Consider the following 23,361-nt stretch of genomic DNA (forward strand, 5'->3'; position numbering starts at 1 on the left):
GGGTGGGGTGATCTCTCCAATCGGGCGCCGTGGATGTGGAGAGACCGTCACCCCACCCCGCCACGCATTCCGCTTCGCTGCATGCGTGGCGACCTCCCCCTCCAGGGGAGGGTCGGAGTGCGCCGCGCATTCACGCCCCGTAGGTCGAACCCTTCGGCAGCGGGAAGACCGGGTCCTGCGTGCGGATATTGGTCGGCCACACCACGGAGATGTGCGCGCCGGCGTTTTGCATCACGACCGGTGTCGAGCGTTCGTTCTGGCCGGAGAGCGGCGTGCCCGGCGGGAAGAATTTCACGCCATAGCCCTGGATCGTGCCGCCCGCGGGGATGTCGACGTCGAGCGCCGCTTTCCGGATCGCCTCGGGCTCGAAGCTGCCGTACTTCTCCTTGGCGACCGGCAGAACGTTGTTGAGCAGCACCCAGGTCTGGTTGAAGCCCATCGAGCAGTGCGGCGGCACGTCGGTGGCGCCGGTCTTGGCTTGGTAGCGACTGACCATGGTCTTGATCAGATCGCCCATGCCGGGCGCGAGCTTGGCGGGATCGAGCAGCTGCGCCGGCACCGGGTCGATGTTGCAGAAATGGTCGATGTCGGCGCCGAAAGTGGCGCGCAGCTTGTCGAGCTGGCTGTAGCCGGCGCCCGCGCCGAACAGCATCTTGAAGCGCAATCCGCTCTCGCGGGCCTGGCGCAGGAACAAGGTGATGTCAGGGTTGTAGCCCGCATGCGAGATCACGTCGGCCTTGGCGCGCTTGATCTTGGTCACCAGCACCGACAGGTCGGGCGCCGAGGCCGAATAGCCTTCGCGCAGCACCACCGGAATGCCGGCCTCCTTGGCGTAGGCCTCGTCGGCCGAGGCGACGCCGACCCCATAGGGGCCGTCCTCGTGGATCAACGCGACCTTGACCTCCTTCGGGTCCATGCCGAGCTTGGCTTTGGCATGCTCGGTGAGGAAGCTTGCAAAGGCCTGGCCATACTGGTCTGAATGGATTTGCGCGCGGAACACGTATTGCAGGTTCTTGTCCTTGAACACGGCGGTTGAGACCGCAGTCGTGATCCAGAGGATCTTCTTCTGCTGCTCGACCTTGGCCGCGAGCGGCACCGCATGCGAGCTCGCATAGACGCCGTTGAGGATGTCGATCTTCTCCTGGTTGATCAGGCGTTCGGCCTCGTTGATCGCAACGTCGGGCTTGCTCTGCGAATCCGCGGCGACCGGAGCAACCTTGTATTTGCCGCCGACACCGCCCTTCTCGTTGACGAGATCGATGGCGATCTGCGCGCCGATCGACGATGCGACCGAGCCGCCGGCGGCGAAGGGGCCGGTGAGGTCGTAAATCAGGCCGATGCGTATATTCTCGGCTTGTGCCTGGGCGCGTGTCCAATCGAGGCTGAGTGCGGCGGCAGCAGCCGCCGAGGTCTTCAGCAGCTGCCTGCGTGAAGTCGGCATCCTATCCTCCCTCAAAACCGTCGTTTGATCTTGTTGTTGTCGCGAAGTATGGAGAGGGGGGCGGCGGAAAGTCAACATCGCGAAAGTCGCGGGGTGGTCCGCCAAGGTGGAGTACGCAATTGCGAGATAAGGGGCGACGCAACCTTTCACTGCGCTAAGCGACGGGCCAGATAATGCGCCGTCTTGCCGCCGGTTCTGGTGATCTGGTCCGGCGCACCCGCTGCGACGATGCGGCCGCCTTCGTCGCCGGCGCCAGGGCCGAGATCGATGATCCAGTCGCTGTGCGAGACGACGTCCATGTCGTGTTCGATCACGATCACGCTGTTGCCGGCGTCCACGATCCGCTCAAGCTGGGCGATCAACCGCTCGACATCCCTGGGATGCAGCCCGGTGGTCGGTTCGTCGAGGACATAGAGCGTGTGGCCACGCTGCGGACGCATCAGCTCGGTCGCGAGCTTGATGCGCTGGGCTTCGCCGCCGGATAGTTCGGTCGCGGACTGGCCAAGGCGGATATAGCCGAGCCCGACCTCGCGGACGACCGACAGCGACCGGTGCAGCGTCGAATCGTCTTGGAAAAAGTCGAAGGCCTCGTCGACCCGCATTGCCAGCACGTCTGCGATGGATTTGCCGCGGATCTTCACCTCGAGCGTCTTGTCGTTGTAGCGCGCGCCCTTGCAGGTCGGGCAGGGCGCATAGACGCTGGGCAGGAACAGAAGCTCGACGCAGACGAAGCCTTCGCCCTCGCAGGTCGCACAGCGCCCCTTCGCGACATTGAACGAGAAGCGCCCGGCATCGTAGCGACGGGATTTTGCCTGCGGCGTCGCCGCGAACAGCTTCCGTACATGATCGAACAGGCCGGTATAGGTCGCAAGGTTGGAGCGCGGGGTGCGGCCGATCGGCTTTTGATCGACAACGACCAGACGATCGACGAGGTCGAGGCCGGCAACGATCTTGCCGCCCAATGTCTCGACCGTGGGAGCCAGATTGTCGTCGTCGGAATCGGCGGCAAGCGTGTGGCCGAGATGCGCAGCCACGGTGTCGACCACGAACTGGCTGATGAGGCTCGATTTGCCCGAACCCGACACGCCGGTCACGCTGGCAATCACGCCGAGCGGGATGTCAACGTCGAGGCCGCGGAGATTGTTGCGGGTCACACCTCTGACCTTGAGATGCGCCTTCGCCTCACGACGGATCGTCGGCAGCGGCCGCCGGGGATGTGAGAGATAGGTGGCGGTGCGCGATTGCTCGACCTGGTCGAGCCCTGTCGGCGGTCCGCTATACAGGATGCGTCCGCCGTTTTCGCCGGCCTCGGGCCCGACATCCACCAGCCAGTCCGCATGCCTGATCACCTCAATCTCGTGCTCGACCACGAAGATCGAGTTGCCCGCGTGCTTCAGCCGGTCCAGCGCGCGCAGCAGCGCCTCGGTGTCGGCGGGATGCAGGCCCGCGGACGGCTCGTCGAGCACGTAGACGACGCCGAACAGATTCGAGCGGACCTGCGTCGCGAGGCGTAGCCGTTGCAACTCGCCCGGCGACAGCGTCGGCGTGCTGCGCTCGCAGGCGAGGTAACCGAGGCCGAGATCGAGCAGGACGGCGAGGCGCTCCGACAGATCCTCGCAGATGCGCCTCGCGACGGCGGTCTTCTCGGATTTGTCCGATGAAGCTTTTGCGAACGGCTTGATCACGTCGTGCAACTGCTTGAGCGGCAGGTGCGACATCTCTGCGATATTCAGGCCGGCGAACCTGACCTTGAGCGCCTCGGGCTTCAGCCTTGTGCCGTGGCAGGTCGGGCAGTCCCGCGTGATCATGAACTGCGCGACGCGACGCTTCATCATCGCGCTCTCGGACTTGGCGTAGGTCTGCATCACGTAGCGCTTGGCGCCGGTGAACGTGCCCTGGTAGCTCGGCTCCTCCTTGCGGCGTAGCGCCCGCTTGACCTCGGCTGCGTCGTAGCCGGCATAGACAGGAACGGTCGGCTGCTCCTCGGTGAACAGGATCCAGTCACGGTCCTTCTTCGGCAACTCGCGCCAGGGCTTGTCGACGTCGTAGCCGAGTATCGTCAGGATGTCCCGGAGGTTCTGGCCCTGCCAGGCACTCGGCCAGGCCGCGACGGCACGCTCGCGGATCGTCTTGGTGTCGTCGGGCACCATCGACTTCTCGGTGACGTCGAGCATCCGGCCGATGCCGTGGCAGGCCGGGCAGGCGCCCTCCGGCGTGTTCGGCGAGAACGACTCCGCATAGAGCATCGGCTGCCCGCGCGGATAGTCGCCGGCGCGGGAATAGAGCATCCTCATCAGGTTCGAGATGGTGGTGACGCTGCCAACCGACGAACGCGTCGTCGGCGCCCCGCGCTGCTGCTGGAGCGCCACGGCCGGCGGCAGGCCCTCGATGTCGTCGACCTCGGGGATCTGCATCTGGTGAAACAGGCGCCGCGCGTAGGGCGACACCGATTCCAGATAGCGCCGCTGCGCCTCGGCGTAGATGGTTCCAAAGGCGAGCGAGGATTTGCCCGAACCCGACACGCCCGTGAACACGACGAGGGCGTTGCGAGGAATGCGGACGTCGACGTTGCCGAGATTGTGCTCGCGCGCGCCGCGCACCTTGACGAAGCCGTCGTCCTGCATCAGGTCGGGTTGTCTGGGTCGATCGTCCATCTGGCTCCTCCAGCCTTCCATGGGAGGGTAACGGCAGGATCGCAGGATAGGTCCCAGGATGCCAGCGGGCCGCACCGGTTTAGCGCGTGTGCAGCAACGACGGATCGAGCGGACTGAGCCGGGCAGGATCGAATGGCGAGAGGTCGACCTGCGCGCTGCCATCGGCAATCAGCTGCGCCAACGCTTCGCCGGTCGCGGGTGCGTTGAGGATGCCCCAGACATTGTGGCCGGTCGCGACGTAGAGGCCATTGCTCCGCGGCACCTTGCCGATCAGCGGCAGGCCATCCTGCGTCACCGGGCGGAAACAGGCCTGATGCGCGATGATGTTCGCAGAGGTGAACAGCGGCGACAGCCGCTCGCTCATCGCTTGCAGACGCGCGATCGCCTCTTGGTCTGGCGTCACGGAAGCGGGATCGAGCGGAAGCGGCGCGATGTCGGAGAGGGCCGTGATATGCGTGCTGCCGTCTGCGCGTGGAAAGACCTCGATCGAGACCGCACTGCCGCCTTCCTCATACTCCAGGAATAAGGCCTCGGCCGGCACGTCTGCGGCGATGTCGTAGACGATGCTCGGGCTGCGCTGGCCGTAGACGGCAGGCAGGCTCATCCATTGCGCGGCGAGCAGCGACCAAGGCCCCATCGCGATCACGACGGCATCAGCCGCGACGATGCTACCTTCGACCTCGACGCCCATCGCACGATCGCCGTCGCGCACGATGCCGGCTACGCGGCCGGAACGAAACTCAGCGCCGAGCGCAAGCGCTGCGTCCATCATGGCCGACGTGAACTTGCGCGGATGCACGATCGCAGTCGTCCTCGCCGTGCCGATGCGCTGTGTGATGACGACGCCGTCGCTGAGCCAGCCAAGCGCGGATGGTGCATCCCGGCGCGCGTCGCCGTCGGGCGCGACGAAGCCGCTATAGGCGGTCATCGCCCGGTGGCCCCAATCGCCGGCGATCTCCTCCGGCAGTTGCGCATGAAGCGCAAAGCTGCGCCGCGCGAGCGCATCGAGCGGCGTGCCGACACACCAGTCCTGCGCCAGGAAGCCGCCGGCCTTGCCGGACGCGGCGGCGGCGACCTCGGTTCGCTCCACGACAGTCACGTCGATGCCGCGGCGGCGCAAGAAATAAGCCGCGCAGGCCCCGATGACGCCGCCGCCGCAGACCACAACGCGCATGATGGGCTCCCTGGCTCGCGTCAATTTGTGGGGCGCTTTGCTCCCGAGCGGAAACAACCTAGCTCGCGTAACCCCGTTCCAGCGATTGCCGCTGCCGGTGCCGCTCTAGCGCCAGGTCGACGAGGCGCGTCAGCAGCTCGCCATAAGGCACGCCCGAGGCCTCCATCATCTTCGGATACATGCTGATCGAGGTGAAGCCGGGCAGGGTGTTGATCTCATTGAAATAGAAGCTTCCGGTTTGCCGGTCGAGGAAGAAGTCGACGCGCGCGAAGCCGCTGCATTCGAGCGCCGCGAACACCTGCGTCGCCAGCGCGCGCACGCGCTCCATCTGCGCCGCGTCCAACCTCGCGGGAAGATCGACCCGGGCGCCGTCAGGATCGATATATTTCGCTTCGTAGGAATAGAACTCGTGATGGGCGTTCGGATTGAGCTCGCTGGCAACGCTGGCGAACAGCGTCTCGCCCTCGAGCACCGCGACCTCGATCTCGCGTGCGTCGATGCCCTGTTCGACCAGCACCTTGATGTCGTAACGAAAGGCATCGTCGAGCGCCGCTCCGAGCGCATCCAAGGTCTTGACCTTGTGAATGCCGACACTGGAGCCCATATTGCACGGCTTGACGAACACCGGGAGGCTCAGGCCCCCGGCCGCCTTCGCAAGCGACGAGCTACGGTCCTGCGCGAAGGCCTTGCTTGTGAGCACGCGATAGGGCGCGACCGGAATGCCGGCGAATTCGGCGAGCCGCTTGGCGACGTCCTTGTCCATGCTGACGGCAGAGGCGAGAACGCCGGATCCGACATAGGCGACGTCGGCCAATTCAAGCAGGCCCTGCACGGTGCCGTCCTCGCAAAGCAGGCCATGGATGACCGGAAAGACGACGTCGATCTCGAGCGGATCCATCGTCCCTGCGGTTACAGGCATGAGAGCCACCCGTCCGTCAGGTTCTCTGGCGAGCCGTATCTCGGGCGCATTGGGCAGGATCGGCAAGGACGTCGTCTGCGCCAGATCGAGCGCACCAAGATCGTTCCATTGCCAGCGGCCCTCCTTGTCGATGGAGACCGGGATCACCTCGAAGCGGGTGCGGTCGAGATGCCTGAATGCGGAGGCCGCCGATTTCAGCGAGACCTCATGCTCGCCGGACCTGCCGCCATAGAGAACAACGACGCGAATTTTGTCTGCCAATATTTTGTTTGCCATGGCTCATTTATGACGTGCTCTGTCCGAAAGTCACCTCTGTTGGCAGGTTGGTGCTTCGATCAAAAAAGTTCGGCGCCGGCGAGGGCCGCCGGCGCCATGTCGTAGCAAGGCTCGCTGCGTTTCAGCCCGGCCCTGCGCCCTGCGTCGCCGTATATACCGCGTAGAGCGATTGGCTCGCGGCCATGAACAGGCGGTTGCGCTTGGGGCCGCCGAAGCAGACGTTGCCGCACACTTCCGGCAGACGGATGCGGCCGAGCAGCTTGCCCTCCGGCGACCACACCGTGACGCCGCTGTAGCCGACCGCGCGTCCGGCATTGCTGGAGGCCCAGAGATTGCCGTTGACGTCGCAACGCAGACCATCCGGTCCGCACTTCACGCCGTCGATCACGCAATCGGTGAACTTCTTCAGGTTCGACAGCTTGTTGTCGCTGCCGACGTCGAACACGAAGATCTCGCCCTTGCCGCCGGGCCCGGTGTCGCCCGGTCCCTTGCCGGTCGAGGCGATGTAGAGCTTCTTGTAGTCGGGCGAGAAACACAGCCCGTTCGGGTCGGGCACCTGGTCTTCCGTGACGACGAGGTCGATGCGGCCGGAGGGATCGATGCGATAGCAATTGGTCGGCAGCTCGCGCTTGCCCGGCACGAAGCCGGCCGGCTGTCCGATCCGCGGATTGAGCTTGCCGCCTGCATTGCTCGGGCCGCCCGCGACGTCGGGCTCGCCTTCGTAGAGCTGGCCGCCATAGGGCGGATCGGTGAACCAATAGCTGCCGTCGGGATGCGCGGCGATGTCGTTCGGCGAGTTCAACTTCTTGCCCTGATAGGACTCGGCGAGCACGGTGGCGGTGCCGTCATGCTCGTAGCGCGTCACCCGCCGCGTCAGGTGCTCGCAGGAGAGCTGGCGGCCCTGGAAGTCGAAGGAGTTGCCGTTGGAATTGTTGGAGGGCGAGCGGAACACGCTGACGCGGCCGTCGTCCTCGGTCCAGCGCATTTGCCGGTTGTTGGGAATGTCGCTCCACAGGAGATAGCGGCCCTGCGCGCTCCACGCCGGGCCTTCGGCCCAGAGCAGCCCGGTGTAGAGACGCTTGATCGCGGTGTTGGGCTGCGCGAGATCGTTGAATGACGGATCGACCGCGATGATGTCGGGGTCCCAGAAATAGGTCGTCGGCGCGCCGCCCGGACCGAAATCGCGCGGCGGCGTCGTGATCGTCGTCGGCGGTGCGGCAGGCCCGGTCTGGGCGAGCGCGGGGCCCGCCATCGTGGCCGCGGCGCCGAGCGCCAGCCCCCGGACCAGTGTTCGTCGTGAAAGCGCAGCATCCTGCGCACGCTGCTCCCGCTCAGAAGCCTCCTGGCGTGTCATCGTGTCCTCCCGGTCATCTTCGGCTGGCCGGTTGATCCGGCCGAGCGAGGCGAAGGTTAGTCCGGTCTGCGTCCGGTTGCGAGGGGCAGACTTGAAACCGCGGCGTGATCGTGGGCCGCAATTTCGTCACCTTCGGGTGCGCTTGGATTGCAGGGCGCTCGTGGGGACAAAGCCGGAGCTCATTGTGCAGGTCGTCATCCTGGTCATCCTTCTCTCGTTTGCCTTTGCGGCTGGCTATTTCACGCGGGATTACGTCTCCCGAAAAAGGCGCGCGGAGGCGCGCCGCTGGCGCGAGTACACGCAGCCGGACTGGCTCTCGGCCAATACGGCGGCGAACACCAACGAGATCGCGAAGACCGGCACCGCTGCGCCCACCGGCGAGCTCGGCCAAATGCTGAACCGTTGGGAGAACAGGGCGCGCGCGCGCCGCACCGGCACGGGATAGGTGTGTCCCCCAAAATCTAGGCTGGAGCGGAAGCTATATGTCACACATGTTGACCATCTTTTGGCATTGCAGTTGCGGCCATTTCTCGTCTAGAAACGGCCACATCGGGCCTCTCCCGGAAACCAACCGTCAATGGTTTTGACCGAGGATTTGAGGCTCAACAGGGTCCGGCAATGCTGATTCGCGGCCAAATCGAGGGGATTTCGGGGGAGGTGGCTCTGGCCGCCGCCGCGATCCCGGCTGCACTGCTGCCCACCCTCCTTATTGGCGGCCTTCTTCTTACTTGCCCCTGAGGGCCGGCTGGGCGCCACGCGCCTGGGCGCTCAGGGGTTGGTCGAGATCAACGGACACCTCAAGCGCCAGGGACTGAAACGGCTCTGAACGGCGCCAACGCTCAAAAGGAAATCTAGGAATGGCCACCGCGAACAAGTCCGAGAAGGACCGCGTCATCATTTTCGACACCACGCTGCGCGACGGCGAGCAGTGCCCCGGCGCCACCATGACCTTCGAGGAGAAGCTCGAGGTCGCCGAGCTCTTGGATGATATGGGCGTCGACGTCATCGAGGCCGGCTTCCCGATCACCTCCGAAGGCGACTTCCAGGCGGTTAGCGAGATCGCCCGCCGCTCCAAGAACGCCGTCATCGCCGGTCTTTCGCGCGCCCATCCCGCCGACATCGACCGCTGTGCCGAGGCCGTGAAGTTCGCCAAGCGCGGCCGCGTCCACACCGTGATCGCGACCTCGCCGCTGCACATGCGGGTGAAGCTGAACAAGACCCCGGAACAGGTGATCGAGACCTCGGTCGCCATGGTCGCGCGCGCCCGCAACCAGATCGACGACGTCGAATGGTCGGCCGAGGACGGCACCCGCAGCGAGATGGACTTCTTGTGCCGCATCGTCGAAGCGGTCATCAAGGCCGGCGCCACCACCGTGAACATCCCCGACACCGTCGGCTATACGGTGCCGGAGGAATACACCCACTTCATGAGGACGCTGATCGAGCGCGTGCCGAACTCGGACAAGGCGGTGTTCTCCGTGCACTGCCATAACGATCTCGGCATGGCGGTCGCCAACTCGCTGGCCGGCATCACCGGCGGCGCGCGCCAGGTCGAATGCACCATCAACGGCATCGGCGAGCGCGCCGGCAACGCCGCGCTCGAAGAGATCGTGATGGCGATCAACGTGCGCAACGACAAATTCCCCTACTGGAACAAGATCGACACGACGCAGCTGACCCGCGCCTCGAAGCTGGTGTCGGCGGCGACCTCGTTCCCGGTGCAATACAACAAGGCGATCGTCGGCCGGAACGCCTTCGCGCATGAGAGCGGCATCCACCAGGACGGCGTGCTGAAGGACGCTTCGACCTACGAGATCATGCGCCCCGAGATGGTCGGCCTGAAGCAGTCGTCGCTGGTGCTGGGGAAGCATTCCGGTCGCCACGCCTTCGTGCACAAGCTGGAGGAGATGGGCTACAAGCTCGGTCCGAACCAGCTGGAGGATGCGTTCACGCGGATGAAGGCGCTGGCCGACCGCAAGAAGGACATCTACGACGAGGACATCGAGGCGCTGGTCGACGAGGAGATGGCGGCCTCCCACGACCGCATCAAGCTGACCTCGCTGACCGTGATCGCCGGCACCCACGGCCCGCAGCGCGCGACCATGAAGCTCGACGTCGACGGCCAGATCAAGATCGAGGAAGCCGAGGGCAACGGCCCGGTCGACGCCGTCTTCAACTGCATCAAGCGCCTGGTGCCGCACGAGGCCAAGCTTGAGCTGTACCAGGTCCATGCGGTCACCGAGGGCACCGACGCGCAGGCGGAAGTGTCGGTGCGGCTGGCGCAGGACGGCCGCTCGATGACGGCGCGCGCGGCGGATCCGGATACGCTGGTGGCTTCGGCCAAGGCCTATCTCGGCGCGCTCAACAAGATCGTCATGAAGCGCCAGCGCGACACGGTGACGACGGCGGCGGCGAGCTGACGCCCTTGGGGCTTCGCCTCTCCCGCTTGCGGGAGAGGCGACCAAGAACAGCTGCCCTGCCAAGGGCTACTAGCGGCCCGGTAAGCGAGCCGCTATTGATGCAGCCGGCATAAGATTGGCCACCCGGCGCCGCCGGGCGGCTCAAACAAACGATAGGGAGAGACCATGCGCACCTTGGCGATCGCCGCGTCCATCGCGGCTCTGGCACTTGGCTTGACAGGGCCGGCAGCGGCCCAGTCACCTGTTATCATCAAGTTCAGCCACGTCGTCGCCACCGACACGCCGAAGGGCAAGGGCGCGGAGAAGTTCAAGGAGCTTGCGGAAAAATATACCGGCGGCAAGGTCAAGGTCGAGGTCTATCCGAACTCGACACTCTACAAGGACAAGGAAGAGCTCGAGGCGCTGCAGCTCGGCAGCGTGCAGATGCTGGCGCCGTCCAACTCCAAGTTCGGGCCGCTCGGCATCCGCGAGTTCGAGGTGTTCGATCTGCCCTACATCCTGCCCGACCTGAAGACGCTGCGGAAGGTGACGGAAGGGCCGCTCGGCACCAAACTGCTGAAGCTGCTGGATGCCAAGGGCATCACCGGCCTTGCCTATTGGGACAACGGCTTCAAGCAGATGAGCGCGAACAAGAAGCTGATTACGCCGGCCGACTATCAGGGCGTGAAATTCCGCATCCAGTCCTCGCGCGTGATCCAGGCCCAGTTCAAGTCGCTCGGCTCGCTGCCGCAGGTGATGGCGTTCTCGGAAGTCTACCAGGCACTCCAGACCGGCGTGGTCGACGGCCAGGAGAACACCTGGTCGAACATCTACACCCAGAAGATGCACGAGGTACAGAAGTACATCACCGAAACCAATCACGGCTACATCGGCTACGTCGTGATCGTGAACAAGAAGTTCTGGGACGATCTGCCGGCCGACATCCGTGACCCCTTGTCGAAGGCGATGAAGGAGGCGACCGAGTTCAGCAACGCGCAGTCGCAGAAGGAGAACGAGGACGCGCTGGCCGAGATCAAGAAGAGCGGCAAGAGCGAGATCATCAAGCTCACGGCCGAGCAGGACGAGGCGATGCGCAAGGCGATGGAGCCGGTCTACAAGGATGCCGCCGGCCGCATCGGCCAGGCGCTGATCGACGAGTTCCTGAAGGAAGCCAAGAGCCCGACGAACTGACCGCCACAGGCGGCCAACGAAGGGCTTCCGCGCACCGCACGGAAGCCCTTCTTGTTGCAAATCATTTCAGTTTGCATCTGAACGGGCATTCACGGCGGTTACATGTCAGCAAGAGGGCGCTTCCTGTCCAAGTTGTAAGTTGCGCGTCAGCCCCCTCGCGCTCATCCTCACGGGCATCCTTCCAGAGGAGGTCAGGATGAAGAAATTCACCATCGCCGCCATTGCCGTGCTCAGCATCGCCGGCTCGGGCGCGGTCTATGCCCAATATCATCGCCCGTGGATGGAGCACGTCCGCCACATCCGCATGAATCCCGAGGACCGCGCCGCTTTCGTCGATGCGCGGATCGCCGCCGTCCATGCCGGCTTGAGGCTCAACGCCGATCAGGAGAAGCTGTGGCCGCCGGTTGAGGCGGCCGTGCGGGAGTTCGCCAAGCTGCGCATCGACCGTGCCAATGCGCGGATGAATGCCGGGCCGGGCGATGCCGACAGGGCCGAGGATCCGATCGCCCGCCTGCGCCAGCGCGCCGAGGACATGGGCGCCAGCTCCGCCGCCCTGAAGAAGATCGCCGATGCCGCCGATCCGCTCTACAAGACCCTCGATGAGGGCCAGAGACGGCGTCTCGCCGTGCTGACCCGGCACCGCGGCCCGTTCGGCGGCGGCGAGGACGGCCCGCGCCACCACCACTTCAAGGAGCGCATGGACCGCATGATGGAACGGGGCATGGACCACTTCCACCACGACCGCTTCGACCGTGACCGCGGTCCCGACCGGGACCGGGAGGGCCGGCTCTGAACGGACCGGTTCTCAGGCCGTAAACCTGGCGAAGCCGCTGGAATCCAGCGGCTTTTCGCATTTTCGGGGCTGCGGACGAGACCTTGGAAAACTTGCGTCCGATCGCTTGCCAGACCCGGAACGCTTTGCTAAACGACCGGCCTCGCAAGGCCTTGACCGCCTTTCGGGCGCATAGCTCAGTTGGTAGAGCAGCTGACTCTTAATCAGCGGGTCCCAGGTTCGAGCCCTGGTGCGCCCACCAAACGATATAAATCGCTTGCAGCGAATGAGCATCAGAACGGGACGTTTGGTTGGACGTTTTCAGCGCCCAACCAAAACAGACACTGCTCATCGACCCCTGCACCACCGAGACCCGGGCATAGACGAGATCTTCGGGCACCAGAGGCAGGATCAAGCAGTTGCTCAACCTCGCAAAAAGCGGGTCCAAACGGCTATCGAGACTTGCGGCCGGTCGCGGCGAGCAATTGTCCTGCAAAATGGTGCACGGAGCGCGCCCCTGCGCGTCAGTGTCGCTTCCGAGAGGCGGTTAACGTCATCGCTGATTCCGCGATCCTCGGGTTACAGGAGCATCGGAGGTGACTCTCGCAGAGCGGAACGAGCAGGACCTGGGAGCGAGATGGCGCTGATGCGTTGGTGGGTGCTGCCGCTCGTGCTTTGCACTGAGCTTGAACTCTATCACTGCGCCGCGAGCCGGCCCACCAGTCGCCAAAGAATCCGATGATCAAGACCAACTGCGTGTCATGGGATGTGACGTTTCGTGTTTTCGTCGCTGCATAGTGCCAAGACACGACTTGGCTTCTTACAAGCACAAGGTCCTCATCAGCATCGATGACCTGCCGAATATCTCGGCGACAGAACTGATCAGCTCCACTTCCTTACCTCTCCCCTGCAGAGTCTCGGTCAGGCAAACGAAGGCGCTGGCGGGCTGAGAGCATCATTGTTATAGTGCACTATTCTTCATCATCATGCCGCGCATATTGCGCTGCAGCGGGCCCGTCAGCTCACACCACGCCGAGCACGAGATGGAAGCCAATCGCGAGTTCAGAGGCTCTGATACCCACGGCATTCTGCAGCGGTTTGGGGCCGACATTCGTGCCTCAAGCGAGGGGTTTGGGTGGTCTTCGATTTACGCGTCGGTCCAAAGGGAGAATCCCTTCGAGGGCCGGTTCGAAGCGATCGCAGACGACCTCATTGTGTTGCATCGCAGCGGCCCCGTGCAGACGACCTTTGAATCCGGCGGGCACGTCACTTCGCGCAGCATTCCGAGGGGAAGCGCCTTCTTTCTACCGGCGGGTCATGCGTGCAAGGTGGGACTGCATGGGGCGCTGGATACGCTGCATATTTATCTCCGCACAACCTTAGTTGGACGCGAACGTGTCAATGAGGTCACGCCGCTGCTGGTCGAACGGGACGTGGTTCTACAGCATCTGGCGCACGCGGTTGAGCAGGCGCTTTGCGAGAAAGCCTCGAATTCAGCTCTCTTCATCGATCCGATAGCGCGAGCACTTGCGAACAGGATCTCCACGATCAGCAGAAGTAGCGAACCGTGGCAGGTTCAGACCGCTGGGCTGCCTGAATACCAGCTTCGGCGCCTTCAGGATTTCATAGAATCCAATCTCGAGGGCGAGATCACCCTTGCTGCGATGGCCAGCGCGTGCGGCATCGGCACAAAGTCGTTCGTTCGAGCTTTTGCAGCAACGACTGGCAAATCACCATACCAATATGTGATCGCGGCACGTGTCGAACGGGCCAAGCGCTTGATCGAGCAAAACCAGCAAGGTCTCGCTGAGATAGCACTGCGCTGTGGCTTCTCCCATCAGGAACACTTGACGCGTGCCTTCCGCAGGCTGACGGGCCAAACGCCCGGTCGGTACCGTCGCGGCATCAACTGATAAGCAGCTAGGGCCGATGCAGAAACGCTCTGATCCACCATCGCCAGCTGCAGCGCAAAATGAGCGTACCGTGCGGCCTTTCGACGGTGGCGAGGTCCATTCCGTGCTGCGACAGTTCGCCGTGAAAAGCCAGGCGTCGAGCGCGGGGCTCGGCTGGTCGACTATGTTCGCATCGGTTCAGAGGGAAGAGCCGTTCAGGGGCCGCTTCGAAGCCAATGACAACGCCCTGCTGGTGACTGCAGCTAGTGGGCCAGTCGATGTTACCTATCGGATCGATGGGCGTGTCGTATCCAGGCACTTGCAGGAGAAGGGGATATTTTTCCTGCCGCCGCGCCGCGACTGCGAGGTGACGCTAGATACGCCATTGGATTCGATCCATGTGTACCTGCGTCCTGAACTGTTTGCCGGCTCTGAAGGTCAAGCGCAGAACTCCGATTTCGGCCTCTTGCCTTTGTTGGGTGAGCCGGAGCCCTTAACCCACAATCTCCTGGCCGTGGTGGAGGAAATGGTGCGTGAGGGTGATGTCTCGTGTTCCCTTATGGCCGATTCAATTGCGCATGCCATAGCCAATCGATTTGTCGTGCTCAATGGACGGAAGCCGAAAACGTCGGGTGGTGTGGAACGCGGCCTGAGTACGCGTAGCGTGCGCTCGATTCGTGATTTCGTCGAAGCCAATATCGCCGATTGCATCAAGCTAGGCGATTTGGCTGCGATCTGCGGCGTAAGCCCCGAGTATTTCATACGCTTGTTCAAGTCTTCGCTGGGCGTGTCTCCTCACCGCTACGTTGTGGGGGTGCGAATTCATCATGCGAAACTGCTCCTCACGGATCCAAACATTGGCCTCGCGGAAGTCGCAAGGCAATGCGGGTTTGCGCACCAGCAACATTTCACCAACACGTTCCGTCGGATGACCGGCTTGTCGCCGGGCGCTTATCGACGGGCAATGAATTAAGCGCTCCACGATCTGCCTTTCCGATCCGAACGCTGGCTCGTTTCCTGGAAACGAAGCCGGCAGTTTGTGTCAGTTTCCTGCAAACCGGTCCGGTTTGTGCAGGCTTAGCCCCCCGGCATGTCCTACCTTCACCTCACGAAGAGGCGCCACACGCAATCACGGCGCCCGATGATGGGGAGAGACGCGCATGGCATTGTTCGATGCCGGGCGAGGGTGCTCGCATATCCGAATTGGCCAGCATTCGCTTGAGATGCCTTGCACCTCGGATGATCGTGCTGCGCAGGAAAGTGGGCCGCTGCGATGAAGGACTGGTCTCCGCTCGTCGTCGGGATCGGCGGAACGTTGCGCGACGGATCAACCTCGGAGAAGGCGCTCCGTCTGGCTTTGACGGAAGCCGCGCGGCTCGGTGCGAAAACCCAGATCTTCGCCGGGCAAACGTTGAATCTCCCTCACTACGACAGCATTGAACGTACGGAGCGTGCGACCTCGCTGGTCGAAGCGCTGCGCACCGCAGACGGCGTCATCATAGCCACCCCAAGCTATCATGGCTCGATCTCCGGCCTGGTCAAGAACGCAATAGACTACACCGAGGATCTCCGTGCGGACGCGCGCAGCTATCTTGCCGGACGCGCTGTCGGCGCCATCGTATGCGCGGGCGGAGCTCAAGCCATGGGGGCTACGCTGGGAACTCTGCGGACCATCGTTCACGCGTTGCGCGGTTGGCCGACTCCATTTTCAGCGGTGATCAACACCGCGCAGAGGCCATTCTCCGCAGATGGTGCGTGCAGTGATCCGATCATGGCGCAGCAGCTCGCATTCGTGGCCGAGCAGGTCGTCGAGTTCGCGAAGATGCGGCGGCTGTACGAGAGCCGGCGCAATGGGCTGGAAATATCAGGAGCCGCGCCGGCGCAATGCGCCTAGAACGCGGCCGCAAACGACCATAACGGGAAACAATAGGGAGGGGTCATGAGCAGGAATCGCATCCTTAGTTATGAAAATCTCGTTGTCGTCTTGATGGGGGCCGCGTTTGGCTTCGTATTTTTCGACCGTCTTGCGTTGAATTTTCTATCTCCGTTTCTGATGCCTGAGCTCCAACTGAACAACACCCAGCTGGGTGTCCTCTCGGCTGGCCTGGCGTTGACCTGGGCAATCGCCGGCTATGCGGTCGGCACTCTTTCGGACTATTTTCAAAATCGTAAAACGCTCCTGGTCTGGGCGATAGTGATCTTCTCGATGTGCTCGGTAGGATCCGGTCTTGCCAATTCGTTTCTGACGTTGCTTGCCGCGCGCCTCGTGATGGGATTTGCGGAAGGACCTGTACTTCCGATCGCGCAGTCGATCATGGCTGCGGAATCGTCGGAGCACCGTCGCGGCTTCAACATGGGCGTTCTGCAGAATTTCTTCAGCGCGCTGCTAAGTAATTTTGCCGCTCCTCTGCTGCTCGTCGCAAGTGCGCAGATCTACGGCTGGAGAAGCGCTTTCTACATTGCGGCGGTGCCTGGCTTCGTGGTGGCGGCCCTGATTGTCGCATTTATCCGTGAACCTTCGCCGGGTGCCGCTCCGATGTCGACTGCGGCAGCGCGCAACACGATCCCGCTTTCGACGATGCTGAAACATCGCAACATCTGGGTTTGCGCGATCGTGAGCTGCCTGATGGTGGCTTGGCTCCTGATTCAGATAACGTTCCTTCCGATCTACCTGGTGCAGGTCCGCGGTCTGTCGCTCAGCGCGATGAGCGTTGCCCTGGCCGCGACCGGTATCGCAACGGCCGCGTCTTCGATCATCGTACCGGCGCTGTCGGATCGATTTGGCCGCCGTCCGATTCTCATCTTGTCAGGCTTCGTTGGCGTGATTGCCCCGGTGACAACCGTCATGTTCGACGGACCTTTGCCTTTGATGGTGTTGTTCATGGGTGTCGGGTATCTCGCCATTGGCAGCTTCTCGTTGTTCATGGCCACTGTGCCGTCCGAGACAATCCCGCCGACCCATGTTGCTACTGCGCTCGGCTTCATCATGGGGGTAGGCGAGCTCGCGGGCGGCTTCGCGGGCCCGGCTCTCGCCGGGATCGCTTCCGACGTGTTCGGTCCGTCCAGCTCGATGTGGATCGCCGCTGCGCTGTGCATCTGTGCAGGCTTGCTTTGCCTGATGCTGGACGAAACTGCGCCGCGGGTGCTCGAGCGCCACAAGAGAATGATTGTGAGTTCGCCGGCGTAAATCCCTATCCCGGCTAGCCGCAACCGCGCTCAACGGAAACATTAGGAGATTGAAATGAACGTTCAGGCCATGCGCAAGAACCTGCCGGCACCGGAACCTCACCTCACTCCGCAGGATCTGGTCGACCGCGCGGCCTCGATGAGAACGCTGCTGCGGGAATCGCAAGACGAGACCGATGAGCGGGGACATTTTTCGGACGAAATCCAGCAGAAGTTCATCGATGCTGGATTTTATCGGATCTTGCAGCCCAAAATGTTTGGTGGCTACGAGTTCGATTACGAAACATTTTTTCGCGTCATGGTGGAGATATCGCGCGGTCATCCGTCCGCAGGGTGGTGCTTGACGTTGGCCGCTTCTCATGCGCCCGTCATAGCCTCGCACTGGTCGGAAGCTGCACAGATCGAAATCTTCGGTTCGTCCGGACATTTCGCGTCACCGCACCGGGCTGCCCCCGGGGGCACGTGCCTGCCGGTCGAGGGCGGCTATATCATCAATGGTGTGTGGCCATATTCGTCGGGAATACCGCACAGCACGCACTTCCTTGGCGCAACGTTGCTTCAAACGTCGTTCCCGCCACGCATGTTGCACTTCGTTGTGCCGCGGGGGCAATACACAATTCTGGGCGATTGGGGTGGAGACCGCACCTTGGGCATGCGCGGCTCCGGCTCGAACAGCGTCAAGCTGGACAATGTCTTCGTGCCCGAGCATATGACCGCGTTCTTCGACGCGCTGGGTGTAAAGCAGGATCTCTCTGATGGCACACCCGGAACGCGATTGCATGGCAACCCGATGTATCTCGGCGTTCTCATGGGTCCTTATCACGCGTCCCTGACATCGCCTATCATCGGAGCCGCGCGCGCGGCGATCGATGAATATCGCGACATTCTGTTCTCGCAGAACACATTTGTTCCACCTTTCATCAAGCGTGCCTTCGAGACTGATTTCCAGGTCAATTATGGCCGCGCCATAGCGTTGACTGACGCAGCCGAAGGCGTGCTGCTCCAGGGTTTGCGCAAGCACATGGACTACTGCCAGCGGTGGGCGAAGACGGGTGTGCAAGCCTCCGCGGAAGAAAACTTGCGACTCTGGGGAATGCTGCAGACCGGTGCACGTCTTGCCTGTGAAGCCATCGAACTCTTGTTCCAGACCGCCGGGTCGACCGCGGCGCGGAAGGGCTCAAGGATGCTTCGATACTTTGGCGACGCCCAGATGTATCGAGGACACATGTCCTCCCAATACATGACCTTCGCGAAGTACATTGGTCGCAGCAATCTCGGGCTGCCGACCGGTTTTCTGGATCTCTGAAGAAAGTCGGAGGGGGACGTGACCCAAACTAAAGCAAAACCTGCTCCGTTGGTGCTGGCAGATCAGGGATTCTTCTGGACCGGTCTGGTCCGCCAGCAGACACCGAATGGCACCATCGCCGCGGGCCAGATGTTCGTGCAATATCAGATCCCGGAGCACATCCGGCATCCATATCCCATCGTCATGGTGCATGGTGGTGGGGGGCAGGGAACGGATTTTCTCGGTACTGCCGATGGACGGCCGGGATGGGCCACTTACTTTCTGAAACAGGGTTACGCGGTCTATGTCGTCGACCGCCCGGGGCACGGTCGCTCACCCCTGCATCCGGAGGCTCTGGGTCCCATGACACCTCCGCTGACCTACGAATTTGCCATGACGCTGTTTAGCGCGCCCGGCAAGCAGCCGAACAGCTGGCCAAACGCACAAAAGCATAATCAGTGGCCTGGTTCGGGCGTCGTCGGCGATCCAGCCCTGGACCAATTCATCGCGACCCAAGGTCCGTTCCTCGTGTTCTTGGCACAGACGCAACAGTTGATGCAGCGGGCTGGTGCCGAATTGCTGGATCGTATCGGTCCATCGATCCTGCTCACCCATTCCATGGGAGCGCCCTTCGGCTGGCTCGTGGCAGATAGTCGGCCGAACCTGGTGAAAGGCATTGTCGCGGTCGAGCCAATGGGGCCGCCTTTCGCCCAATTGCCAATGGGGCTGGGCGACCTCTCTTACGGACTCACTGCGATCCCGATGACGTTCGATCCGCCCATCAAAGGTCCAACTGAACTGCGGCGCGAAATCCGCAAGGCTCAGAAGCCAGGGTTGGCGGACTGCTTCGTTCAGAAAGAGCCGGCGAGGCGTCTTCCCAATCTCGCATCGGTGCCCGTTGCTGTCGTGACATCGGAGGCGTCGGCCTGGTCCATGCACGACCACGGCACCGTCGATTATCTCGTCCAAGCCGGCGTGCGCGCCGTCCATCTGCGGCTCGAAGACCACGGCCTGCGCGGCAACGGCCACCTGATGATGCAAGAAAGGAACAGCGATGACATTGCTGCTTTCCTGGAAAGGTGGATCTCGGAACATGTAGGGTCACGACCAACATAGATTCGATTTTTCGCGCCGCCGCATCTTGTGGTGAAGCCGCGACTGGAAGGTGCGAGTGAGGTGGTCCGATTTGTCAGCAGACCGTTAGCGCAGGAGGAGTGCGAGATGGCGAAAAAGGGATATTGGGTCGATCACATCAACGTCACGAGCCCGGAGCGCTACAAGGACTACATCGCGGCCAACGCCGCACCATTGAAGAAGTACGGGGCGCGGTTCCTTGTCCGAAACGGTGCATGCGAAGTGCACGGCGACGCACTTCAAGGGCGTCGCCACGTCGTCATCGAGTTCGAAAGCTACGCAATAGCCAAGGCCTGCTACGACTCACCCGAGTATCAGGCGGCGGCCAAGATTCGCGACGAAGCCAGCACCTCCGAATTCGTCATGATCGAGGGGCACGAGGACTGATAGCGATCCGCGGCGGAAGCTCGGGCTGAACGAGATCGAAGTGAAAGACTGCCGATGAAAGCAACTGCGACCTTGGAGCTGCTGTGGACCCCGTCCGAGGACAAGATCGTCGGGTCTCGCTTGTGGGATTACATGAGGTGGCTTGATGAGCGCCACGGTCGCAAGTTCGAAGACTACGAGGACCTCTGGCGCTGGTCGACGAGCGACTTGAACACCTTCTGGGGATCGATCTGGGACTATTTCGACGTGCGGGCAGACGGTGACCCGACCCCCGTGCTGCAATCGGACGCGATGCCCGGCGCCGATTGGTTTCCGAATACCCGCCTGAACTATGCCGAGCACGTCTTCCGCGCTGCCAGGCCCGAATCGCCTGCGCTCGTCGTGCTCAGTGAAGCGGGCGAGGCCCGGGAGGTTAGTTGGGAAGCTCTGCGGCAACAGACGGCCGCGCTGGCGGCAACATTGCGTCGTCTGGGCGTCAAGCGGGGTGACCGCGTCGCCTCCTACCTGCCGAATCGTCCGGAGACGGTCGTTGCGCTTCTGGCATGCGCCAGCATCGGTGCGATCTGGTCCAGCTGCTCTCCCGAGATGGGGCGAACCATGGTGCTCGATCGTTTCGGCCAGATCGAACCGAAAGTTCTGTTTGCCGCCGACAGCTACACCTACAACGGCAAGACCCACGATCGCGCGCCTATCGTCGAGGAGTTGCGCGAAGGGCTTCCGAGCGTCGGGCACATCATTCATGTGCCCGGCCCGCTTGCGGCGGAGCGACCGGTCCGATGGCGCAACCTGATGAGCTGGGGAGATGCCGTCAGCGGCGATGCCGAATTGCAGTTCGATCGCGTGCCGTTCTCGCACCCGCTCTGGATCGTCTATTCGTCGGGAACGACGGGCTTGCCGAAGGGGATAGTCCACGGCCACGGCGGCATCGTCCTGACCCATCTCAAAACCATGTCGCTCCAGCACGACCTGCGTCCCAGCGAACGCCTGATGTTCCTGGCAAGCACAGGATGGATCGTGTGGAACCTGCAGGTCGGCGCGCTGCTGACAGGTGCTTCGATCGTGCTGTACGACGGCAATCCGGCCTGGCCGGACAATCGGGCGATCTGGAAATTGCTGGATGCGTACGGCGTTACGCATTTCGGCTGCGGCGCCGCGTTTCTCACCAACTGCATGAAGGACGGCTTGCGCCCTCGGGAATTCGTCGCGCTGGAGAAGCTGCGGTCGATCAGCTCGACCGGGTCACCGCTGCCAGCCGAGGCCTATCGGTGGGTCTACGACGCGATCAAATCAGATCTTTGGCTTGCGTCGATCAGCGGCGGCACCGACATAGCTTCGGGCTTCGTGAGCTGCAGTCCTGTGCTGCCGGTCCATCCCGGAGAAATCCAATGCCGTGAACTGGGCGTCGCAGCATTCGCCTTCAACGAGGCGGGTGAACCGGTCATCGACGAGGTCGGCGAGCTCGTCATCGTCAAGCCGATGCCGTCGATGCCGGTTTTCTTCTGGAACGATGAGGGCGGCCGACGCTACCGGGAGAGCTACTTCGAACAGTTTCCCGGCCGCTGGCGACAGGGCGACTGGATCCGTTTTTCAGCCGCCGGGACCAGCCAGATCTACGGTCGCTCCGACACCACAATCAACCGGTTCGGCATCCGTATTGGAACCGCGGAGATCTACCGTGTTGTCGAGGACATCGCAGAAATCCGCGACAGTCTGGTTGTCGACCTCGAGTATCTCGGGCGAGAATCCTACATGCCGCTCTTCGTCGTGCTGCAGCCGGGGCTCATGCTCACGGATGAGCTCAAGGCGAGGATCGCCACACAGATCCGCACCTACGGCTCCGCTCGCCACGTGCCGAGCGAGATCTTCCAGGTCGAGGAGATCCCACGCACCCTGACCGGCAAGAAGATGGAGCTTCCGGTGCGCAAGCTGCTGCTTGGCACTGCTGCCGAAAAGGTGGCGAGCCCGGATTCCATGGCGAACCCGGCGAGCTTCGAATACTTCGTCAGGTTCGCGGAGCAGCTGAACCTGCAGCGGGTGTAGGGACGGGAATGGCACTGCCGCCGTGCGCTAGCTCGGTCCACCCCATCGACGCGGATGAACTGAGGAGACGATAATGCTGCATTGCGACATGTAGTTTGTGTCAGTTTTTTGCAACCCGGATCGATTTGTGCAGGCGGCGGTGTGCTGCTTCTCTTAGCTTGGCTTCAACAAACGCTTCGCAAGCGCGACGCGGAATTCTTGGGGGAGACGCGCATGGCATTGTCCAATGCTGGCGAGGCGACCTCGCATTGGCTTGCGACAGCTAGACATCCCCGGGGATGGCCTGGGCTGTTCGATGAGGGCGGTCGCTGATGATGATCGAGAGGTTCTCTGTCAAGGGATATGGCGCGATTGTCACGGGCGGCGCCAGTGGCATCGGTCTCGCTTTTGTCGAAGCACTGGCCGATAGCGGTGCACGGGTGGCGATCCTTGATGTGGACTCGATCTCCCTGGGCAAACAGGTGGATCGGCTCTCCGCGAGAGGTTTGGACGTTCGAGGTCACAAGCTTGATGTGACTGATCGCAAGGCAGTCGATCAGGTCTTCGCAGAAGTCGCAGCAGAATACGGACGCCTCGACGTCGTTTTTGCCAACGCGGGCATCGACCCCGGAATTGGCTTTTCCAATCCGGACGGCAGCCCGTCCGAGGCAGGTGCTATCGAAAACTACGAGGACGAGCGGTGGAACAGAACGATCGAGATTAATCTCAATGGCATCTTCGCCACCATTCGCGCTGCCGCGCGCCATATGAAACGAGGCGGAGGAGGCGGGAGCATCGTGGTCACAACGTCGATCGCCGCCTACTTGAATGAGGGGATGATAGGGGCGGCCTACATGGCCGCGAAAGCGGGAGCAGCACATCTGGCGCGCAACGCTGCTCTCGAACTGGCCCCACACAAAATCCGCGTGAACGCAGTCGCGCCCGGGTTCATCGTCACAAACATAGGAGGTGGGTGGCTAAAGCAACCCGAGGTCCAGAATTCAATAGGAGCCACGGTCCCGATCGGCCGCATTGGAGACGCTGACGACCTGAAGGGATTAGCTCTTTTCCTAGCGTCCCCCGCGTCGAGCTACATTACCGGTGCGCAAATTCCGATTGATGGCGGTGTGAGTCTTGGAAAGAGGTCCGCTTGAATCGGCGGCGAATGCTGTCCTGGTGCGGCCCGAGACGCTGGTGGCATGGCGCATGCGTGGAGCGACGCCAAAAGGCATCGCTCATGCTCGAGAAGGCGCGATGACGTCGAGGGGCGTGCGCAAG

At 62.6% G+C, this 23,361-nt stretch carries 18 protein-coding genes and 1 tRNA gene; 14 read left to right on the plus strand and 5 right to left on the minus strand.

From position 1 onward, the window contains the following. Positions 1 to 130 precede the first annotated feature (130 nt). From I6F31_RS34730 to I6F31_RS34750, 5 genes are all read right to left on the minus strand, one after another. Positions 131 to 1,441 (minus strand): ABC transporter substrate-binding protein, encoded by a 1,311-nt coding sequence (locus I6F31_RS34730; protein WP_225182817.1) that lies wholly within the window; start codon positions 1,439 to 1,441, stop codon positions 131 to 133. 146 nt (positions 1,442 to 1,587) lie between these two features. After that, entirely contained in the window at positions 1,588 to 4,095 is a 2,508-nt protein-coding gene (gene uvrA / locus I6F31_RS34735) for an excinuclease ABC subunit UvrA (protein WP_225186913.1), read from the minus strand. 79 nt (positions 4,096 to 4,174) lie between these two features. Further along, entirely contained in the window at positions 4,175 to 5,269 is a 1,095-nt protein-coding gene (locus I6F31_RS34740; RefSeq protein ID WP_225131850.1) for an FAD-dependent oxidoreductase, read from the minus strand. A 58-nt stretch (positions 5,270 to 5,327) separates the two neighbouring features. Further along, a complete protein-coding gene (locus I6F31_RS34745) occupies positions 5,328 to 6,449 on the minus strand; it encodes a D-alanine--D-alanine ligase family protein (protein WP_225186914.1) in 1,122 nt (373 codons plus the stop codon). A 136-nt stretch (positions 6,450 to 6,585) separates the two neighbouring features. Further along, positions 6,586 to 7,818 carry an SMP-30/gluconolactonase/LRE family protein gene (locus I6F31_RS34750; protein ID WP_225186915.1) on the minus strand — a complete coding sequence of 411 codons (1,233 nt, stop codon included), beginning with the start codon at positions 7,816 to 7,818 and terminating at the stop codon, positions 6,586 to 6,588. Between the two features lie 181 nt (positions 7,819 to 7,999). Between I6F31_RS34750 and I6F31_RS34755 the strand changes: the two genes are divergently transcribed. The 14 genes from I6F31_RS34755 (at position 8,000) to I6F31_RS34820 (ending at position 23,237) form a co-directional block, all read left to right on the plus strand. Further along, the gene (locus tag I6F31_RS34755; RefSeq protein ID WP_225186940.1) at positions 8,000 to 8,263 is read left to right on the plus strand and encodes a hypothetical protein; all 264 of its coding nucleotides are present in this window, start codon (positions 8,000 to 8,002) and stop codon (positions 8,261 to 8,263) included. A 412-nt stretch (positions 8,264 to 8,675) separates the two neighbouring features. Further along, the gene (locus I6F31_RS34760; protein WP_225186916.1) at positions 8,676 to 10,238 is read left to right on the plus strand and encodes a 2-isopropylmalate synthase; all 1,563 of its coding nucleotides are present in this window, start codon (positions 8,676 to 8,678) and stop codon (positions 10,236 to 10,238) included. Positions 10,239 to 10,403: 165 nt separating this feature from the next. Next, the gene (locus I6F31_RS34765) at positions 10,404 to 11,408 is read left to right on the plus strand and encodes a TRAP transporter substrate-binding protein (RefSeq protein WP_225186917.1); all 1,005 of its coding nucleotides are present in this window, start codon (positions 10,404 to 10,406) and stop codon (positions 11,406 to 11,408) included. A gap of 196 nt (positions 11,409 to 11,604) precedes the next feature. Continuing rightward, positions 11,605 to 12,201, plus strand: a complete 597-nt coding sequence (locus I6F31_RS34770; RefSeq protein WP_225186918.1) for a Spy/CpxP family protein refolding chaperone — start codon at positions 11,605 to 11,607, stop codon at positions 12,199 to 12,201. A gap of 165 nt (positions 12,202 to 12,366) precedes the next feature. After that, positions 12,367 to 12,442: transfer RNA gene (locus I6F31_RS34775), tRNA-Lys, on the plus strand. 781 nt (positions 12,443 to 13,223) lie between these two features. Then, positions 13,224 to 14,093 carry an AraC family transcriptional regulator gene (locus I6F31_RS34780; RefSeq protein ID WP_225186919.1) on the plus strand — a complete coding sequence of 290 codons (870 nt, stop codon included), beginning with the start codon at positions 13,224 to 13,226 and terminating at the stop codon, positions 14,091 to 14,093. A gap of 16 nt (positions 14,094 to 14,109) precedes the next feature. Further along, on the plus strand, positions 14,110 to 15,045 hold the full coding sequence (locus I6F31_RS34785; protein WP_225186920.1) for an AraC family transcriptional regulator: 936 nt from the start codon (positions 14,110 to 14,112) through the stop codon (positions 15,043 to 15,045). A gap of 300 nt (positions 15,046 to 15,345) precedes the next feature. Further along, a complete protein-coding gene (locus I6F31_RS34790) occupies positions 15,346 to 15,966 on the plus strand; it encodes an NAD(P)H-dependent oxidoreductase (protein WP_225186921.1) in 621 nt (206 codons plus the stop codon). Between the two features lie 45 nt (positions 15,967 to 16,011). Beyond that, a complete protein-coding gene (locus I6F31_RS34795) occupies positions 16,012 to 17,259 on the plus strand; it encodes an MFS transporter (protein WP_225186922.1) in 1,248 nt (415 codons plus the stop codon). Between the two features lie 54 nt (positions 17,260 to 17,313). Then, a complete protein-coding gene (locus I6F31_RS34800; protein WP_225148566.1) occupies positions 17,314 to 18,564 on the plus strand; it encodes an acyl-CoA dehydrogenase family protein in 1,251 nt (416 codons plus the stop codon). A gap of 18 nt (positions 18,565 to 18,582) precedes the next feature. After that, positions 18,583 to 19,659, plus strand: coding sequence for an alpha/beta hydrolase (locus I6F31_RS34805; protein ID WP_225114492.1), 1,077 nt, complete (start codon positions 18,583 to 18,585; stop codon positions 19,657 to 19,659). A 105-nt stretch (positions 19,660 to 19,764) separates the two neighbouring features. Beyond that, complete coding sequence (locus I6F31_RS34810) at positions 19,765 to 20,064, plus strand: DUF1330 domain-containing protein (RefSeq protein WP_225186923.1); 300 nt, start codon at positions 19,765 to 19,767, stop codon at positions 20,062 to 20,064. 54 nt (positions 20,065 to 20,118) lie between these two features. Beyond that, positions 20,119 to 22,104, plus strand: coding sequence for an acetoacetate--CoA ligase (locus I6F31_RS34815; RefSeq protein ID WP_225148565.1), 1,986 nt, complete (start codon positions 20,119 to 20,121; stop codon positions 22,102 to 22,104). Positions 22,105 to 22,415: 311 nt separating this feature from the next. Continuing rightward, positions 22,416 to 23,237, plus strand: coding sequence for an SDR family NAD(P)-dependent oxidoreductase (locus tag I6F31_RS34820; RefSeq protein ID WP_225148564.1), 822 nt, complete (start codon positions 22,416 to 22,418; stop codon positions 23,235 to 23,237). The last annotated feature ends 124 nt before the right edge of the window (positions 23,238 to 23,361 follow it).

The organism is Bradyrhizobium sp. NBAIM01 (assembly GCF_020194115.1).
Taxonomy (GTDB): Bacteria; Pseudomonadota; Alphaproteobacteria; order Rhizobiales; family Xanthobacteraceae; genus Bradyrhizobium; species Bradyrhizobium yuanmingense.

Excerpts from the sequence above, each read along its gene's own strand:
- I6F31_RS34730 (WP_225182817.1), bottom strand. The coding sequence starts at position 1,441 with ATGCCGACTTCACGCAGGCAGCTGCTGAAGACCTCGGCGGCTGCTGCC.
- uvrA (WP_225186913.1), bottom strand. The coding sequence starts at position 4,095 with ATGGACGATCGACCCAGACAACCCGACCTGATGCAGGACGACGGCTTC.
- I6F31_RS34740 (WP_225131850.1), bottom strand. The coding sequence starts at position 5,269 with ATGCGCGTTGTGGTCTGCGGCGGCGGCGTCATCGGGGCCTGCGCGGCT.
- I6F31_RS34750 (WP_225186915.1), bottom strand. The coding sequence starts at position 7,818 with ATGACACGCCAGGAGGCTTCTGAGCGGGAGCAGCGTGCGCAGGATGCT.
- I6F31_RS34760 (WP_225186916.1), top strand. The coding sequence starts at position 8,676 with ATGGCCACCGCGAACAAGTCCGAGAAGGACCGCGTCATCATTTTCGAC.
- I6F31_RS34765 (WP_225186917.1), top strand. The coding sequence starts at position 10,404 with ATGCGCACCTTGGCGATCGCCGCGTCCATCGCGGCTCTGGCACTTGGC.
- I6F31_RS34770 (WP_225186918.1), top strand. The coding sequence starts at position 11,605 with ATGAAGAAATTCACCATCGCCGCCATTGCCGTGCTCAGCATCGCCGGC.
- I6F31_RS34780 (WP_225186919.1), top strand. The coding sequence starts at position 13,224 with ATGGAAGCCAATCGCGAGTTCAGAGGCTCTGATACCCACGGCATTCTG.
- I6F31_RS34785 (WP_225186920.1), top strand. The coding sequence starts at position 14,110 with ATGCAGAAACGCTCTGATCCACCATCGCCAGCTGCAGCGCAAAATGAG.
- I6F31_RS34790 (WP_225186921.1), top strand. The coding sequence starts at position 15,346 with ATGAAGGACTGGTCTCCGCTCGTCGTCGGGATCGGCGGAACGTTGCGC.
- I6F31_RS34795 (WP_225186922.1), top strand. The coding sequence starts at position 16,012 with ATGAGCAGGAATCGCATCCTTAGTTATGAAAATCTCGTTGTCGTCTTG.
- I6F31_RS34800 (WP_225148566.1), top strand. The coding sequence starts at position 17,314 with ATGAACGTTCAGGCCATGCGCAAGAACCTGCCGGCACCGGAACCTCAC.
- I6F31_RS34810 (WP_225186923.1), top strand. The coding sequence starts at position 19,765 with ATGGCGAAAAAGGGATATTGGGTCGATCACATCAACGTCACGAGCCCG.
- I6F31_RS34815 (WP_225148565.1), top strand. The coding sequence starts at position 20,119 with ATGAAAGCAACTGCGACCTTGGAGCTGCTGTGGACCCCGTCCGAGGAC.
- I6F31_RS34820 (WP_225148564.1), top strand. The coding sequence starts at position 22,416 with ATGATGATCGAGAGGTTCTCTGTCAAGGGATATGGCGCGATTGTCACG.